Annotated in this window: 15 protein-coding genes; 10 read left to right on the plus strand and 5 right to left on the minus strand. The window is 68.7% G+C overall.

Annotated elements, in window-relative coordinates:
* Nucleotide 1: 1 nt before the first annotated feature.
* From nadC to OHB13_RS20805, 7 genes are all read left to right on the plus strand, one after another.
* Nucleotides 2-1,024, plus strand: coding sequence for a carboxylating nicotinate-nucleotide diphosphorylase (gene nadC / locus OHB13_RS20775; protein WP_328378105.1), 1,023 nt, complete (start codon nt 2-4; stop codon nt 1,022-1,024).
* Nucleotides 1,025-1,027: 3 nt separating this feature from the next.
* Nucleotides 1,028-1,825, plus strand: a complete 798-nt coding sequence (locus OHB13_RS20780) for a type III pantothenate kinase (protein WP_164267894.1) — start codon at nt 1,028-1,030, stop codon at nt 1,823-1,825.
* 194 nt (nt 1,826-2,019) lie between these two features.
* Nucleotides 2,020-2,586 (plus strand): hypothetical protein, encoded by a 567-nt coding sequence (locus OHB13_RS20785; RefSeq protein ID WP_266860817.1) that lies wholly within the window; start codon nt 2,020-2,022, stop codon nt 2,584-2,586.
* Nucleotides 2,587-2,599: 13 nt separating this feature from the next.
* A complete protein-coding gene (locus OHB13_RS20790) occupies nt 2,600-2,779 on the plus strand; it encodes a hypothetical protein (protein WP_266854668.1) in 180 nt (59 codons plus the stop codon).
* Between the two features lie 107 nt (nt 2,780-2,886).
* Nucleotides 2,887-3,285, plus strand: a complete 399-nt coding sequence (locus tag OHB13_RS20795; protein ID WP_266854666.1) for a BlaI/MecI/CopY family transcriptional regulator — start codon at nt 2,887-2,889, stop codon at nt 3,283-3,285.
* A gap of 10 nt (nt 3,286-3,295) precedes the next feature.
* The gene (locus OHB13_RS20800; protein WP_164264100.1) at nt 3,296-3,817 is read left to right on the plus strand and encodes an amino-acid N-acetyltransferase; all 522 of its coding nucleotides are present in this window, start codon (nt 3,296-3,298) and stop codon (nt 3,815-3,817) included.
* Between the two features lie 145 nt (nt 3,818-3,962).
* Nucleotides 3,963-4,298 carry a histone-like nucleoid-structuring protein Lsr2 gene (locus OHB13_RS20805; RefSeq protein WP_266854665.1) on the plus strand — a complete coding sequence of 112 codons (336 nt, stop codon included), beginning with the start codon at nt 3,963-3,965 and terminating at the stop codon, nt 4,296-4,298.
* Here OHB13_RS20805 and OHB13_RS20810 read toward each other — a convergent pair.
* Nucleotides 4,277-4,945: an SCO3374 family protein gene (locus tag OHB13_RS20810; RefSeq protein ID WP_328378106.1), complete on the minus strand. Its 669-nt coding sequence runs from the start codon at nt 4,943-4,945 to the stop codon at nt 4,277-4,279. The genes OHB13_RS20805 and OHB13_RS20810 overlap by 22 nt on opposite strands.
* A gap of 429 nt (nt 4,946-5,374) precedes the next feature.
* Between OHB13_RS20810 and OHB13_RS20815 the strand changes: the two genes are divergently transcribed.
* The gene (locus OHB13_RS20815) at nt 5,375-7,900 is read left to right on the plus strand and encodes an ATP-dependent Clp protease ATP-binding subunit (protein ID WP_164264107.1); all 2,526 of its coding nucleotides are present in this window, start codon (nt 5,375-5,377) and stop codon (nt 7,898-7,900) included.
* Nucleotides 7,901-8,023: 123 nt separating this feature from the next.
* On the opposite strand, the gene OHB13_RS20820 is transcribed toward OHB13_RS20815, so the two are convergent.
* Nucleotides 8,024-8,893 (minus strand): alpha/beta fold hydrolase, encoded by an 870-nt coding sequence (locus OHB13_RS20820; RefSeq protein WP_328378107.1) that lies wholly within the window; start codon nt 8,891-8,893, stop codon nt 8,024-8,026.
* A 506-nt stretch (nt 8,894-9,399) separates the two neighbouring features.
* Between OHB13_RS20820 and OHB13_RS20825 the strand changes: the two genes are divergently transcribed.
* On the plus strand, nt 9,400-10,092 hold the full coding sequence (locus OHB13_RS20825; RefSeq protein WP_328378108.1) for a M23 family metallopeptidase: 693 nt from the start codon (nt 9,400-9,402) through the stop codon (nt 10,090-10,092).
* Here the strand turns inward: OHB13_RS20825 and OHB13_RS20830 are convergent.
* Complete coding sequence (locus tag OHB13_RS20830) at nt 10,049-10,681, minus strand: TetR/AcrR family transcriptional regulator (RefSeq protein ID WP_328378109.1); 633 nt, start codon at nt 10,679-10,681, stop codon at nt 10,049-10,051. The genes OHB13_RS20825 and OHB13_RS20830 overlap by 44 nt on opposite strands.
* Before the next feature lie 133 nt (nt 10,682-10,814).
* Here OHB13_RS20830 and OHB13_RS20835 point away from each other — a divergent pair, with 133 nt between their 5' ends.
* Nucleotides 10,815-12,365, plus strand: a complete 1,551-nt coding sequence (locus OHB13_RS20835) for an MDR family MFS transporter (RefSeq protein ID WP_328378110.1) — start codon at nt 10,815-10,817, stop codon at nt 12,363-12,365.
* 99 nt (nt 12,366-12,464) lie between these two features.
* On the opposite strand, the gene cseC is transcribed toward OHB13_RS20835, so the two are convergent.
* Entirely contained in the window at nt 12,465-13,778 is a 1,314-nt protein-coding gene (cseC, locus tag OHB13_RS20840) for a two-component system sensor histidine kinase CseC (protein ID WP_266854654.1), read from the minus strand.
* Nucleotides 13,779-13,890: 112 nt separating this feature from the next.
* Entirely contained in the window at nt 13,891-14,589 is a 699-nt protein-coding gene (gene cseB / locus OHB13_RS20845; protein ID WP_328378111.1) for a two-component system response regulator CseB, read from the minus strand.
* Between the last annotated feature and the right edge of the window lie 3 nt (nt 14,590-14,592).

The following is a 14,592-nucleotide window of genomic DNA, read 5'->3' on the forward strand; positions in this document are numbered from 1 at the left end:
CGTGACCACCCCCGACCTCCCCCTCCACCAGATCGGCGACGACGCCGTGAGCGCCGAGCCGGCGGGCGGCTGCGGCGACGCGTGCGCCTGCGGCGACGGCTTCGGCGACGCCGATGCCGATGCCGACCCGATGGAGTGCGGTCTCGACCCCGCCCTCGCCCAGCTCCTGGCCGCTTCGGGGCTCGACCCGGTGCTGGTCGAGGACATCGCGCACCTCGCCATCGACGAGGACCTCGACGGGGGCGTGGACGTGACGAGCGTCGCGACCGTCCCCGCCGACGCCGTCGCCACCGGCGACTTCACCGCGCGCGAGGCCGGTACGGTCGCGGGCCTGCGCGTCGCCGAAGCGGTGCTCTCCATCGTCTGCACCGAGGCCTTCGAGGTCGAGCGGCACGTCGAGGACGGCGCGCGCGTCGCCGCCGGCCAGAAGCTGCTCTCGGTCACCACCCGCACCCGTGACCTGCTGACCGCCGAGCGCAGCGCGCTCAACCTGCTGTGCCGCCTCTCCGGCATCGCGACCGCGACCCGCGCCTGGGCCGACGTACTGGAAGGCACCAAGGCCAAGGTCCGCGACACCCGCAAGACCACACCGGGGCTGCGCGCCCTGGAGAAGTACGCGGTGCGCTGCGGCGGCGGTGTCAACCACCGGATGTCGCTCTCCGACGCGGCTCTGGTCAAGGACAACCACGTGGTCGCGGCCGGTGGTGTCGCCGAGGCGTTCAAGCTCGTACGCGCCGAGTTCCCCGACCTCGCCATCGAGGTCGAGGTGGACACCCTCGCCCAGGTCACCGAGGTCCTGGACGCGGGCGCCGACCTCATCCTGCTGGACAACTTCACCCCGGAGCAGACCGCGGAGGCCGTCGAACTCGTCGGCGGCCGCGCCCTCCTGGAGTCCTCGGGGCGGCTCACCCTGGAGTCGGCCCGCGCCTACGCGGAGACGGGCGTCGACCACCTCGCGGTCGGCGGGCTCACGCACTCCTCGCCGATCCTCGACATCGGTCTCGACCTGCGCGAGGCGGAGTAATCCATGCTGCTCACCATCGACGTCGGCAACACCCACACCGTCCTCGGCCTGTTCGACGGCGACGAGATCGTGGAGCACTGGCGCATCTCCACCGACGCCCGCCGCACCGCCGACGAACTCGCCGTACTCCTCCAGGGCCTGATGGGTATGCACCCGCTGCTGGGCCGCGGACTCGGCGACGGCATCGAGGGGATCGCGGTCTGCTCGACCGTCCCCTCCGTCCTGCACGAACTCCGCGAGGTGACCCGCCGCTACTACGGCGACGTCCCGGCCGTCCTGGTCGAGCCCGGCATCAGGACGGGCGTCCCGATCCTGGTGGACAACCCGAAGGAGGTCGGCGCGGACCGCATCATCAACGCGGTCGCCGCCGTCGAGCTCTACGGCGGCCCTGCCGTCGTCGTCGACTTCGGTACGGCGACGACCTTCGACGCGGTGTCGGCGCGCGGCGAGTACACCGGCGGTGTCATCGCCCCCGGCATCGAGATCTCGGTCGAGGCGCTCGGGGTGAAGGGCGCCCAGCTCCGCAAGATCGAGCTGGCCCGCCCGCGCAGCGTGATCGGCAAGAACACCGTGGAGGCGATGCAGTCCGGCATCATCTACGGCTTCGCCGGACAGGTCGACGGCGTGGTGAACCGGATGGCCAGGGAACTCGCCGACGACCCGGCGGACGTCACGGTCATCGCCACCGGCGGTCTCGCCCCGATGGTGCTCAGCGAGGCCACGGTCATCGACGAGCACGAGCCGTGGCTGACGCTGATCGGGCTGCGCCTGGTGTACGAGCGGAACGTCGCCCGGCTGTGAACCGGTAGCCGGACGCAGCCGCCACCCCGGTCCATGACGCGGGTGGCGGCCGGGGCGGGCCGGGCCGGGGCGCGCGGGGCCGACCGTATCCCCGCCGTATCCCCCGCCGCGCCGCCACCAGTCCATTAAGCGGATATTGTCCCTTTAGTACGTATCGTCGTTCCATGCCCACGCCCTACGGATCCCGAGGCGGCATGGCCTTCAGCGCGGATGAGCTGCGTGTGCTCCGACGCGCCCTTGCCATCGCCCTCAACCCGACCCCCGTCGCAGAAGAGGACGTCCAGGACTGTCTGCGTCTCGCCGAGTCCGTGGACGAGACCATCGCCGAGACGGGCAGACTGCGCGCCTTCCTCCTCGCCGACCTCGCCCGCTACCGCGACGCACTCCCCGGCACGGCGAGCAGCTACACGGAGCTGCTCCAGGACGCCCTGGCCGCCGGTTACGACCCCCGCCCCGAGGACCTCGCCGCACTGCGCGCCCTGCGCGGCGCACCGTCGGGCGAGGCCCTGCTGAGGCGCTGCCGGGCCCTGGCCGAGCAGTCGGTACGCGCCCGGCTCGCCGGCCGCGCCGTGACCCCCGGCCCGCGCACCCGGCTGCTCGCACTGCCCGGCGGCCGTACGTCGGACGACCCCGAACAGCCGAAGCGTCCGGCACCGGACAAGGCCCCGGTCAAGCCCCGCCCGGCCCCCAAGCCGTCCGAGGTCTTCCCGCCACGCCGCAAGCCGGCGGCGCCCCCGTCGCAACACTCACTGACCGGATAGCTACTCTGTCCGTATGGACTACGTTTCCGCGCTTGTGCCCCCCGTGGTGATGGCCGTGTTCTTCACGATCGTCGTGAGAACGATCGTGAAGACCCAGGGCGGCCCGAACAAGGCCAAGGAAGACGCGGCCGTGGACGCGGCGATCGCTCGCGCCGAGGCCGCGGTCCAGCCGACAGGCGGCAGCACCGCCTGACCGCGTCTGTGCTCGAAGGGCGTACGGCATTTCATGCCGTACGCCCTTTTCTGTGTTTTCTGCGCTAATAACCAGCTATTCGTGACATCTCGCACTATGGTGCAGATGTGCCCCGTCAATTGGGAGAGCTGGAAGACGCCGTGATGTCACGGGTCTGGGAGTGGAACCGTCCGGTCACTGTCAGGGAAGTCCTGGAAGACCTCGAACGCGACCGGACCATCGCCTACACCACCGTGATGACCGTATTGGACAATCTCCATCAGAAGGGCTGGGTACGCCGGGAAGTGGACGGCCGTGCCTATCGATATACGGCGGTCTCCACCCGAGCCGCCTACTCGGCCGCACTGATGAACGAAGCCTGGTCCACGAGTGACAACTCCGCGGCCGCGCTTGTCGCCTTCTTCGGCATGATGTCCTCCGAGCAGCGCGATGCACTCCGTGATGCTTTGCGCATCGTTCAGGGGGATGCGGACCGCGATGACCGTGAGGGAGACGCAGGGCGATAACGTCTTGCACATGCCAGGTACGCGAGCAAAAGCCCTCACCGTCCGCAGAGCCAGGACCAGCGATGTCCCGGCGGTGCGCGGACTCCTGGACGCGTACGTGCGCGAGCGGATCCTGCTCGACAAAGCGACGGTGACGCTTTACGAGTCCATCCAGGAGTTCTGGGTCGCGGAACGCGACGACGACGCGAGGGTCGTCGGCTGCGGCGCACTCCATGTGATGTGGGAAGACCTCGCAGAAGTGCGCACTCTCGCGGTGGACCGCGAGTTCAAGGGTGCCGGAGTGGGCCACCAGGTCCTCGACAAGCTGTTGCAGACAGCGCGGTGGATCGGGGTGCGCCGGGTATTCTGCCTCACCTTCGAAGTCGACTTCTTCGCGAAGCACGGCTTCACCGAGATCGGTGAGACTCCTGTCGACGGAGATGTCTACAGCGAGCTGCTGCGTTCCTATGACGAGGGAGTCGCCGAGTTCCTCGGTCTCGAACGGGTGAAGCCGAACACCTTGGGCAACAGCCGGATGCTTCTGCACCTGTGAGGGGCACTTCGCATCGGAACCCTATGTCCGAATCGCGCATGTTTCCCGTGTTCTTGCACTCCTGAACCTCTGCCGGGGGTTTGTGTTTTCCAGGGAAAAGCGGTTTCCTTTCCGCGTACTGAATTTTTCGATGAAAGGAAATCCAGTGGCACAGAAGGTTCAGGTCCTTCTTGTCGATGACCTCGACGGCGGCGAGGCGGACGAGACCGTGACGTTCGCTCTGGATGGCAAGACTTACGAGATCGACCTCACCACGGCGAACGCGGACAAGCTCCGCACGCTGCTTGAGCCGTACGCCAAGGGTGGCCGGCGCACCGGTGGCCGTGGCGCGGGCGGCCGCGGCAAGGCCCGTATCGCGGTCGGCGGCAACAAGGACACCGCCGAGATCCGTAAGTGGGCCAAGGAGAACGGTTACAACGTGAATGACCGCGGCCGTGTGCCCGCGGACATCCGTGAGGCCTACGAGAAGGCCAACGGCTGATTTCCGGGAGGTCCGGGGTTCGCACCCCGGACAACCGCAGTCCGGGCTCCGGGGGGCGCCCCCCGGAAAGCCGCAGCGATACGCACCATCCGGGCCCGGTGGCATTCCGTCGCCGCCGCTTCCACGAGCCGTACCAGGTCGGGAGCGCCGCCCCGCTCCCCGAACCGGCTGAACACGGGCAGGGCCGGCTCCACATCGCGCCCCGGCCCGGGGGGTCGCAACCAGCGGGCGGCCCCCTGTGCGCCGCGCAGTCCGGGAGGCACGGGAGCCCCGATCAGGCCGCCCGCGCCCATGGCGGTCAGATCCAGTGCGATCCCGCCCCACTCCAGCCAGTCGAGCAGCCCCGGCAGCTCGTCGGCGCTGCCCGCCGCCACCAGCAGCCGCACCCGGGAGCCCTCCAGCGCCACCGGTCCCGTGACGGGCGTCCTGCGCAACAGCGCGAACCCGGCGTCGGACGGCAGGTCGAGTACGTCGAAACGCAGCCCGGTCAGCAGCCGGACCGGCGGTCCGGCCACCGCGGCCCAGCCCAGCCGGGACTCGTACCAGTGCAGGGTGCTGTCGGCACTGCCGCTTCCGGTTCTGGCGCTTCCGGTGATGGTGCGCGTGCTGTCGGCCGGTTCGCGGGGGGACGGAACGGTACAGGCCATGACTGAGCAACTCCCGGAATGCGCCAGGGTTACGGAGTGCTTCCGTTTGATTGCGTTCTGTTGATGAACAAGAGGCGCGCGGATGTGTTCAGGAGCGCCCGGATGTTCGCCCGTAGCTGAGGGGAACCGTCGCGCGCCGCATGGACTGTCAGTGTCTGCGGGTAAGACATACCTAGTGGGGAGGGGCGACACGCGGTTCAGGCGGTCTCACGTTCGCCATCGGCGTACTGGAGACAGGGGTATCTGCCTGGCCTGCGGGAACATCGTCTCGCACCATCGGGTTGGAGCAGTTGTCGGCTGTTCGGGCCGGAGGCCATGGACGGGTGTCGGCAGTTGGAATGAGCTGTCCCGCCCCGCGGGACTAGCATGCGGAAGGACTGGGAGGGGACCGACCCCTCGCTGCCCGACCGCTCTGAGGAGCGATTAACGATGTTCGAGAGGTTCACCGACCGCGCGCGGCGGGTTGTCGTCCTGGCTCAGGAAGAAGCCCGGATGCTCAACCACAACTACATCGGCACCGAGCACATTCTCCTGGGCCTTATCCATGAGGGTGAGGGTGTCGCCGCTAAGGCCCTGGAGAGCCTCGGGATTTCGCTCGAGGCGGTCCGCCAGCAGGTGGAGGAGATCATCGGTCAGGGGCAGCAGGCCCCGTCCGGCCACATCCCCTTCACCCCTCGTGCCAAGAAGGTCCTGGAGCTGTCGCTCCGGGAGGCTCTTCAGCTCGGCCACAACTACATCGGTACGGAGCACATCCTGCTCGGTCTGATCCGCGAGGGCGAGGGCGTCGCAGCCCAGGTCCTCGTGAAGCTGGGCGCCGATCTGAACCGGGTACGGCAGCAGGTCATCCAGCTGCTCTCCGGTTACCAGGGCAAGGAGACCGCCGCCGCAGGCGGTCCCGCCGAGGGCACGCCCTCGACCTCGCTCGTCCTGGACCAGTTCGGCCGCAACCTCACCCAGGCCGCCCGCGAATCCAAGCTCGACCCGGTCATCGGGCGCGAGAAGGAGATCGAGCGGGTCATGCAGGTGCTGTCGCGCCGTACCAAGAACAACCCGGTCCTCATCGGCGAGCCCGGCGTCGGCAAGACGGCGGTCGTCGAGGGCCTGGCGCAGGCCATCGTCAAGGGTGAGGTGCCCGAGACCCTCAAGGACAAGCACCTCTACACCCTCGACCTCGGCGCGCTCGTCGCCGGTTCCCGCTACCGCGGTGACTTCGAGGAGCGGCTGAAGAAGGTCCTCAAGGAGATCCGCACCCGCGGCGACATCATCCTGTTCATCGACGAGCTCCACACCCTGGTGGGTGCGGGCGCCGCCGAGGGCGCGATCGACGCGGCTTCGATCCTGAAGCCGATGCTCGCCCGTGGAGAGCTCCAGACCATCGGTGCCACCACGCTCGACGAGTACCGCAAGCACCTGGAGAAGGACGCGGCCCTTGAGCGCCGCTTCCAGCCGATCCAGGTGGCGGAGCCTTCCCTCCCGCACACCATCGAGATCCTCAAGGGTCTGCGGGACCGCTACGAGGCCCACCACCGTGTCTCCATCACGGACGAGGCCCTGGTCCAGGCCGCCACCCTGGCCGACCGGTACATCTCGGACCGCTTCCTGCCGGACAAGGCGATCGACCTGATCGACGAGGCCGGCTCCCGGATGCGCATCCGCCGGATGACCGCGCCGCCGGACCTCCGCGAGTTCGACGAGAAGATCGCGAACGTCCGCCGCGACAAGGAGTCGGCCATCGACTCCCAGGACTTCGAGAAGGCAGCTTCGCTCCGCGACAAGGAGAAGCAGCTGCTGGCCGCGAAGACCAAGCGGGAGAAGGAGTGGAAGGCCGGCGACATGGACGTCGTCGCCGAGGTCGACGGCGAGCTGATCGCCGAGGTCCTGGCCACGGCCACCGGTATCCCGGTCTTCAAGCTCACCGAGGAGGAGTCCTCGCGGCTGCTCCGCATGGAGGACGAACTCCACAAGCGCGTCATCGGGCAGAAGGACGCCATCAAGGCCCTGTCGCAGGCGATTCGCCGTACGCGTGCGGGTCTGAAGGACCCGAAGCGCCCCGGTGGCTCGTTCATCTTCGCCGGCCCGTCCGGTGTCGGTAAGACCGAGCTCTCCAAGACGCTCGCCGAATTCCTCTTCGGCGACGAGGACGCACTGATCTCCCTCGACATGTCGGAGTTCAGCGAGAAGCACACGGTTTCCCGTCTCTTCGGTTCTCCCCCCGGATACGTGGGTTACGAAGAGGGCGGCCAGCTCACCGAGAAGGTGCGCAGGAAGCCGTTCTCGGTCGTTCTCTTCGACGAGGTCGAGAAGGCCCACCCCGATATCTTCAATTCCCTGCTCCAGATTCTGGAAGACGGTCGTCTGACCGACTCCCAGGGCCGGGTCGTGGACTTCAAGAACACGGTCATCATCATGACGACCAACCTCGGGACCCGGGACATCTCCAAGGGCTTCAATCTGGGCTTCGCGGCCCAGGGCGACGTCAAGACCGGATACGACCGGATGAAGGCCAAGGTCAACGAGGAGCTGAAGCAGCACTTCCGCCCCGAGTTCCTGAACCGTGTCGACGACACGGTGGTCTTCCACCAGCTGACCGAGGAAGACATCATCCAGATCGTCGACCTCATGATCGAGAAGGTCGACGAGCGGCTGCGCGACCGGGACATGGGCCTGGAGCTCAGCCCGGACGCCAAGTCGCTCCTCGCCAAGCACGGCTACGACCCGGTCATGGGCGCGCGTCCGCTGCGGCGCACGATCCAGCGGGAGATCGAGGACATCCTCTCCGAGAAGATCCTCTTCGGTGAGCTGCGCCCCGGTCACATCGTGGTCGTCGGTGTCGAGGGCGAGGGTGAGGAGAAGAAGTTCACCTTCCGCGGCGAGGAGAAGTCGGCTCTGCCCGACGCCCCGCCGATTGAGCAGGCGGCCGGTGGCTCCGGCCCGAACATGACGAAGGACGTCTGACGCCGATGCGTTGAACGGCCCGAGCAGCGAAAGGGCGGCCCCGGAACCGGTCATCGGTTCCGGGGCCGCCCTTTCCGCGTCACCGGCAGCCCTGCCCTCGCCCGGGCCGGTGCCGTCCGCAGCTCACGCCTTCGCGAACTCCCGCAGATCCGCGGTGAGCCGGTCCCCGTGAGTGGCGAACAGGCCGTGCCCGGCGTTCTCGTATATCCGCAGCTCGGACTCCGGGATCAGCGCGGCCGAGCGGCGCCCGGTGAGGTCGAGGGGCGTCGAGGCGTCGTGCGTCCCGTGGACCACCAGCGCCGGGACATCGATCGCGGACATCTCCGGGGCGAGGTCCAGCGTGACGACCAGGTCGCACATGGCAGCCGTGGCACGCAGGGTCGCTCCGGTGCAGCGAGCTGCCAGATGGCTCATGTACGCGTCGGAGAGGCGGTTCTCCGGATGCCGGCCATCGGGGAGCCGGCGCTGGTTCTCGGGGAGCTGCAGAGCGAAGAAGGCATCGACCCCGTCCGCGAAGAACGCGTACCGGTCCCGGCGGATCGCCTCATTGCCTCTTTCCACGGCCGCCGGGTCCAGCCCGCCGGGATGGTCGGCGGTACGGACGAGCCCGGGCACCAGTCCCGCAACCAGTGCCAGCCGTGCCACCCGCGCGCTGCCGTGCCGGGTCAGATACCGGACGGCCTCCGCCGCGCCGAGCGAGTGCCCGACGAGCGTGACGTCCGTCAGGCCGAGATGGTCCAGGAGCGCCCCGATGTCGTCGGCGAGCGTGTCGAGATCGAACCCGCCCCACACGTCGTCGGACCGGCCGTGGCCGCGCCGGTCCAGGCCGACGCAGCGGTAGCCGTCGGCGGCCAGCGGAAGCATCTGGCGCTCCCACATCTCCGTACCGAAGTACGCGCTGTTGATGAAGACGAGGGTCCGGTCCGCCTCGCGGTCCCCGTAGTCGATGTAGTGCAGCCGGGTGCCATCGGTGGTGGTGGTGAAGTACGGCATCGGGGCCTCCCCTGTCGGTCCGGGCTTCGGTGCTTGCAAGCCAAGAGCCTGCTGCAGACGCCGCCGCGGGTCGATTACGCCGGAGGTAATGGCACCAGGACCGACAGGGAAGGCCCCGCCGAAGGTCCCGAAACGGACAGGCGTTGGTCCCTCGCCGGTGACATGGGCCACAGGGGTGTTATGGCCTACTACCCGGCCTAGGGGGTGCGGTGCCGACGGCTGCCGGGCCTTCCGGACCGGGCCGCCCGGGACTTTCGGCCCTCGGCGGGCACGGACCGCGCGGGGCCGATCCTTGCCCGGGCGATCTGTGCTTAAACGTCCCCGTGCGGATCGGTGTCCATGGATGCGGGGCGGTCCGGGCCCGTGATCCGAGGGGACTTCTTCCGCGCTTGCCCTACGACGCAATGTCGTAGATGGGCGTTTTGGGTGCTACGCGGAATGGGTTACCAATGAGTGGTCCGCCCGACCTGTTCGGTTGGGTCCACTTACGTACGGAGATCCCACGTATGCAGAAGCACACCACGTCCCACGTGTCCCGCCGGTCCCCGCTTCGCACCCGCGCTGCGGTCGTAGCCGCCGGGCTCGGAGTGTCGGTCGCGCTGGGAGCCGGGGTCGCGGTCGCTGCCGACGCACACCCGGCCACCGCAGCCGCAGGAACCCCGAACGTCGCCACCGCGCTCGCCCACCAGGCCAGCGCCCAGGCGAAGGCCGCCCAGCACACCGCCAAGACGGCGAAGGAGACCAAGGCCGCCAAGGCCGCCCAGGCGAAGAAGGCCGCCAACGAGTGGATCTCGCCCGTCGCGCACCCCGTGATCGGTGAGCCCTTCGGCGAGGCCGGCCACATGTGGTCCCACAAGCACTCGGGTCAGGACTTCGTCGTCCCGACCGGCACCGCGGTCATGGCCGCGCACGGCGGCACCGTCGTGAAGGCCGGCCCCAACGGCGGCGGCGACGGCCCGGCGTACGGCAACGCGATCGAGATCAAGCACAGCGACAACACGTACTCGCAGTACGCGCACCTGTCGGAGATCGACGTCCACATAGGCCAGACCGTGAAGACCGGTGAGGTCATCGCCAAGTCCGGTGCGACCGGCAACGTGACCGGCCCGCACCTGCACTTCGAGGTCCGCACGGGACCGAACTACGGCTCGGGCTTCAACCCGATGCCGTTCCTGAAGGCCCACGGCGTGAAGTTCTGACCTGCTCGGTCGGATCCTGACGCCCCGCGCCCGCCTCCAGATGGGCCTGGGTCATGAGATCGATGGCGACTTCGAGGACAGCCTTGCGCTTGTCCTCGGGGTCGCCTTCGGCGTCTTTCAGGGCGAACGATCCCGCGTGCATGGTGAACAGCGCGGAGAAGCAGCGGACCTGGTCGGTCAGTGACGCGTCGGGCGCTCTGACCAGGTCGAGCAGGAGCAGCATCCGGTTCTTGAAGTTCTCGCCAACGCTCAACTCCCGTACCGTCCCCTGGTTCTCCTGCATGAAGCGGAAGAGCGGCGCCGCGCCTCTGAGCGCTTCGCTGTAGCGCCGCAGGACCTCCGTCTTCGTCTCCAGGCTGCGCGGCCGGCCCTGGCCCCACGCGATGACCTCGTCGATGGGTGCCGAGAGGTCGTGGAAGAGGCTGATGAGGATGTCTTCCTTGGTCTTGAAGTGGTAGTACAGCGCCGCCTTGGTGACATCGAGCTTCTCGGCGATCTCCCGGAGCGAGGTCTTCTCGTATCCCTGCTCGACGAAGAGGTCCAGCGCGACGTCCTGGATCCGCTGGCGGGTGTTTCCTCTGCTGCCCATTGGTGCTCTCCCGCGATACTTACTTGACGCCCGGCTAGTACAAGGCTACCTTCTCTCGGTGTAATCAAACTAGCCGGGCGGCAAGTAAGTAAACAGACCGAGGCCCGGCAGGTTCAGGGGAGTGGTGGGGTACGTGTCGGAAACCGCAGAACTGGCGAGATCGGAAGCGGGGGGCAAGACCGAGCCACAGCCGCGCAGCGTCCGGGTGGTGCTGTTCGCGCTGATGATCGCGATGTTGCTCGCGATGCTCGACAACATGATCGTGAACACCGCGATGCCGACCATCGTCGGCGAGTTGGGCGGGCTGGCACACCTGTCCTGGGTGGTGACCGCGTACACACTGGCGACGGCGGCCTCCACGCCCATCTGGGGCAAGGTCGGCGACATGTACGGGCGCAAGGGCGCCTTCCTCGCCTCCATCGTGATCTTCCTGATCGGCTCCGCGCTGAGCGGGATGGCGCAGGACATGAGCCAGCTCATCGGTTTCCGGGCCATCCAGGGCCTCGGCGCCGGCGGCCTGATGGTCGGCGTCATGGCGATCATCGGCGACCTGATTCCGCCGCGTGAGCGCGGCAAGTACCAGGGCATGATGGCCGGCGTCATGGCGGTCGCGATGATCGGCGGGCCGCTCGTCGGCGGTGCCATCACCGACCACCTCGGCTGGCGCTGGACCTTCTACATCAACCTGCCGCTGGGCGCGGTCGCGCTCGCCATGGTCACGACCGTGCTGCACCTGCCCAAGAAGCGGTCCCGGGGGCGGATCGACTATCTCGGTACGGCGCTGCTCACCATCGGCATCGTCTCGATCGTGCTGGTCACCACCTGGGGCGGTACGCAGTACGCCTGGGGCTCGGCCATCGTCATGGAGCTCATCTTCATCGGCGTCGCCGCGCTGATCGGCTTCGTCTTCTGGGAGACCAAGGCCGCCGAACCGATCGTGCCGCTGCACATCTTCCGCAGCCGCAACTTCACACTGATGTCGGTCATCGGCTTCCTGACCGGATTCGTGATGTTCGGCGCGATGCTCTTCCTGCCGCTGTTCCAGCAGTCGGTGCAGGGCGCGTCCGCGACCAACTCCGGTCTGCTGCTGATGCCCATGCTGCTGGCGATGATGGCCGTCTCGCTCGTCGCGGGCCGGATCACCACCAACACCGGCAAGTACAAGGTCTTCCCGATCGCGGGCGGCGCCCTGATGATCGTCGGGCTGTATCTGCTGTCCACGATGGACGTCCACACCACCCGGCTGACGACCGGTGTCTACATGGCCGTGGTCGGCGCCGGTATGGGCTTCCTGATGCAGATCACCATGCTGGTCGCGCAGAACAGCGTCGAGATGAAGGACATGGGCGTCGCCTCGTCCTCGACCACCCTCTTCCGTACGCTCGGCTCCTCCTTCGGCGTCTCGATCATGGGTGCGCTCTTCACCAGCAAGGTGCAGGACGAGATGACCGCGCGGATGGGCAAGGGCGTCTCGCTCCCCTCGGCGCAGCTGGACGCGGCGAGCCTGGCGAAGCTGCCGGAGAAGGCCCGGGACGCGTACCAGTACGCGGTCGCCGCGGGAACCCACGGCGGATTCCTGCTGGGTGCCGTCGCCGGACTCGCGGTCATCGCGGCCGCCGTCTTCGTCAAGGAAGTCGCCCTGCGCGGCGGGCCTGACGCCCCCGCACCGGTGCAGGAGCCGTAGGCCGCAGTACGTGTACGAGAGCGGGCCCCGGATGCGCGATGCATCCGGGGCCCGCTCCGTACGCGTACATATACCGGCGCCGTCGCCGCCGTTATGTGGTCACGAGGGCCGGGTCAGGGCGCGGAAGCTTCCCGTGACGGTCGGCGCGTGTTCCGGGAGCCAGAGCACCGCGATGGCGCCGCCCGTCTCCTTCGCCCCCTCCGGTGCCGCGTTGCGGAACGTCAGCCGCGCCCCGAGCACCTTGGCCTGCCCGGCCGCGATCGTCAGCCCCAGACCGTGCCCGACACCCGCCCGGTCGCTGCTGCCCGTACGGAAGCGGCTCGGCCCGTCCCGCAGCAGCGTGTCGGGGAAGCCGGGCCCGTGGTCGCGCACCCGCACCACCCGTCCCTCGACCGTGACCTCCACCGGCGTCCCGCCGTGCTTGGCCGCGTTGCCGAGGAGATTGCCGAGGATCCGCTCCAGGCGCCGCGGATCGGTGTTGACCCAGGACTCGTGCACCACCCGGACCTGCGCGTCCGGCGCCACTATCGACACCCGGCGGCTGACGAACTCGCCCAGCGCGATCTCCTGGAGCTCGGCCCGCTCGGACGCGCTGTCCAGCCTGGCCACCTCCAGTACGTCCTCGACCAGGGTCCGCAGCGCCTGCGCCCGGTTGCGTACCAGCTCGGTCGGCCTGCCGGGCGGCAGCAGCTCCGCGGCCGTCAGCAGCCCGGTCACCGGCGTACGCAGCTCGTGCGCGATATCGGCCGTGACCCGGCGCTCGGCCTCCACCCGCTCCTGCAGGGTGTCGGTCATCGCGTCCACGGCGCGGGCCAGCTCATCCGTCTCGTCCCGTACGAAACCGCCGATGGCGGCCCGCACCCGGACGTCCGTGCCGCCCTGTGCCACCTTGGTCGCGGCCGCGGCCGCCTTGCGCAGCCGCCGCGAGAGCTGGCCGCCGATCAGCACGCCCAGCGCGCTGCCCCCGAGCACCACCGAGACCGAGCCGATGATCAGCGCCCGGTCGAGGTCCTGCAGGACGGAGGCGCTGCTGCCGTAACGGCTGTGCAGTGAGAGCACGTCGCCGTCGGAGAGCGGGGCGGCCGCCCAGACGTCGGGGATCCCGTTGGAGTGCTCGACGACCAGGGTGGAGATCCGGTTCTCGGCGGCCCGGCGCCGCAGCTCCCTGGGCAGGCTGGGGTCATTGACCTTGGAGCCGAGCTGCGGCTGCTGCTGTTGTTGCTTCTTCGCCTCGAAGAGCCGCAGGGCGAACTGGAGCCGGACGACCTGAGTGTCCCGTGCGTTGTCGAGCATGGAGACGCGGGCCGCGTTGTGGACGACGAGGCTGAGCGCGACAGCGATGAGCGCGCCGACCCCGGCGATGGCGATGCTGATCTTCCACCGGACGCCGGTGCGCAGGGCGAGGTGCTTCATGTCGGCGTTCCTGTTCGACGCGGGCCGACCACGGGGCTTCTCCGGCCGGGGGTCCGGGGGTTGTCCCCCGGTGGACGCAGCCACCGGACGCCGGTGCGCAGGGCGAGGTGCTTCATGCCTTCAGCTTGTATCCGAAGCCGCGGACCGTTTCGATCCGGTCCTGTCCGATCTTTGTCCGCAGCCGCTGCACATGGACGTCCACGACCCGGGTGTCACCGCCCCAGCCGTAGTCCCAGACCCGCTCCAGGAGCTTGTCGCGGGAGAGCACCGTGCCCGGCGCCGAAGAGAACTCCAGGAGCAGCCGCATCTCGGTCGGGGTCAGCGCCACATGGGTGCCGCTCCTGCGCACCTCCATGCCCTCCGTGTCGACCTCGATGTCGCCGAAGGCCAGCACGCCGCGCTCGTCCGGCTCGGCGTCACTGTCCGTACCTGTGCCGCTCGCATGTCCGAACCGGCGGAGAACGGCCCGGATGCGGGCCACCAGGACCGCGCCGTCGAACGGCTTGGTCACGTAGTCGTCGGCTCCGGCCTCCAGCCCCAGCACCACGTCGATCGAGTCGGCGCGGGCCGACAGCATGATCACCGGGACGGTCGACTGGTCACGGATCCGGCGGCACAGGGAGACCCCGTCAAGCCCCGGCAGCATGACGTCGAGCAGGGCGATGTCGGGCTGGTTGGTGCGGAACGCGTCGAGTCCGGAGAGCCCGTCGGGCATCGCGGTGACGCGGAAACCGTCCCGTTCCAGGGCGAGCTGTGTCGCCTCGCGGATCACATCGTCGTCCTCGACGAAGAGGACATGGGTCTCGGCCATCCC

This window comes from Streptomyces sp. NBC_00440 (assembly GCF_036014215.1).
GTDB lineage: Bacteria > Actinomycetota > Actinomycetes > Streptomycetales > Streptomycetaceae > Streptomyces.

Bases quoted from the DNA above. Each gene is read 5' to 3' on its own strand.
- OHB13_RS20820 (WP_328378107.1), bottom strand. From the start codon at position 8,893: ATGCCGTACTTCACCACCACCACCGATGGCACCCGGCTGCACTACATC.
- OHB13_RS20790 (WP_266854668.1), top strand. From the start codon at position 2,600: ATGGACTACGTTTCCGCGCTTGTGCCCCCCGTGGTGATGGCCGTGTTC.
- OHB13_RS20800 (WP_164264100.1), top strand. From the start codon at position 3,296: ATGCCAGGTACGCGAGCAAAAGCCCTCACCGTCCGCAGAGCCAGGACC.
- OHB13_RS20780 (WP_164267894.1), top strand. From the start codon at position 1,028: ATGCTGCTCACCATCGACGTCGGCAACACCCACACCGTCCTCGGCCTG.
- cseB (WP_328378111.1), bottom strand. From the start codon at position 14,589: ATGGCCGAGACCCATGTCCTCTTCGTCGAGGACGACGATGTGATCCGC.
- cseC (WP_266854654.1), bottom strand. From the start codon at position 13,778: ATGAAGCACCTCGCCCTGCGCACCGGCGTCCGGTGGAAGATCAGCATC.
- OHB13_RS20830 (WP_328378109.1), bottom strand. From the start codon at position 10,681: ATGGGCAGCAGAGGAAACACCCGCCAGCGGATCCAGGACGTCGCGCTG.
- OHB13_RS20815 (WP_164264107.1), top strand. From the start codon at position 5,375: ATGTTCGAGAGGTTCACCGACCGCGCGCGGCGGGTTGTCGTCCTGGCT.
- OHB13_RS20825 (WP_328378108.1), top strand. From the start codon at position 9,400: ATGCAGAAGCACACCACGTCCCACGTGTCCCGCCGGTCCCCGCTTCGC.
- OHB13_RS20785 (WP_266860817.1), top strand. From the start codon at position 2,020: ATGGCCTTCAGCGCGGATGAGCTGCGTGTGCTCCGACGCGCCCTTGCC.
- OHB13_RS20810 (WP_328378106.1), bottom strand. From the start codon at position 4,945: ATGGCCTGTACCGTTCCGTCCCCCCGCGAACCGGCCGACAGCACGCGC.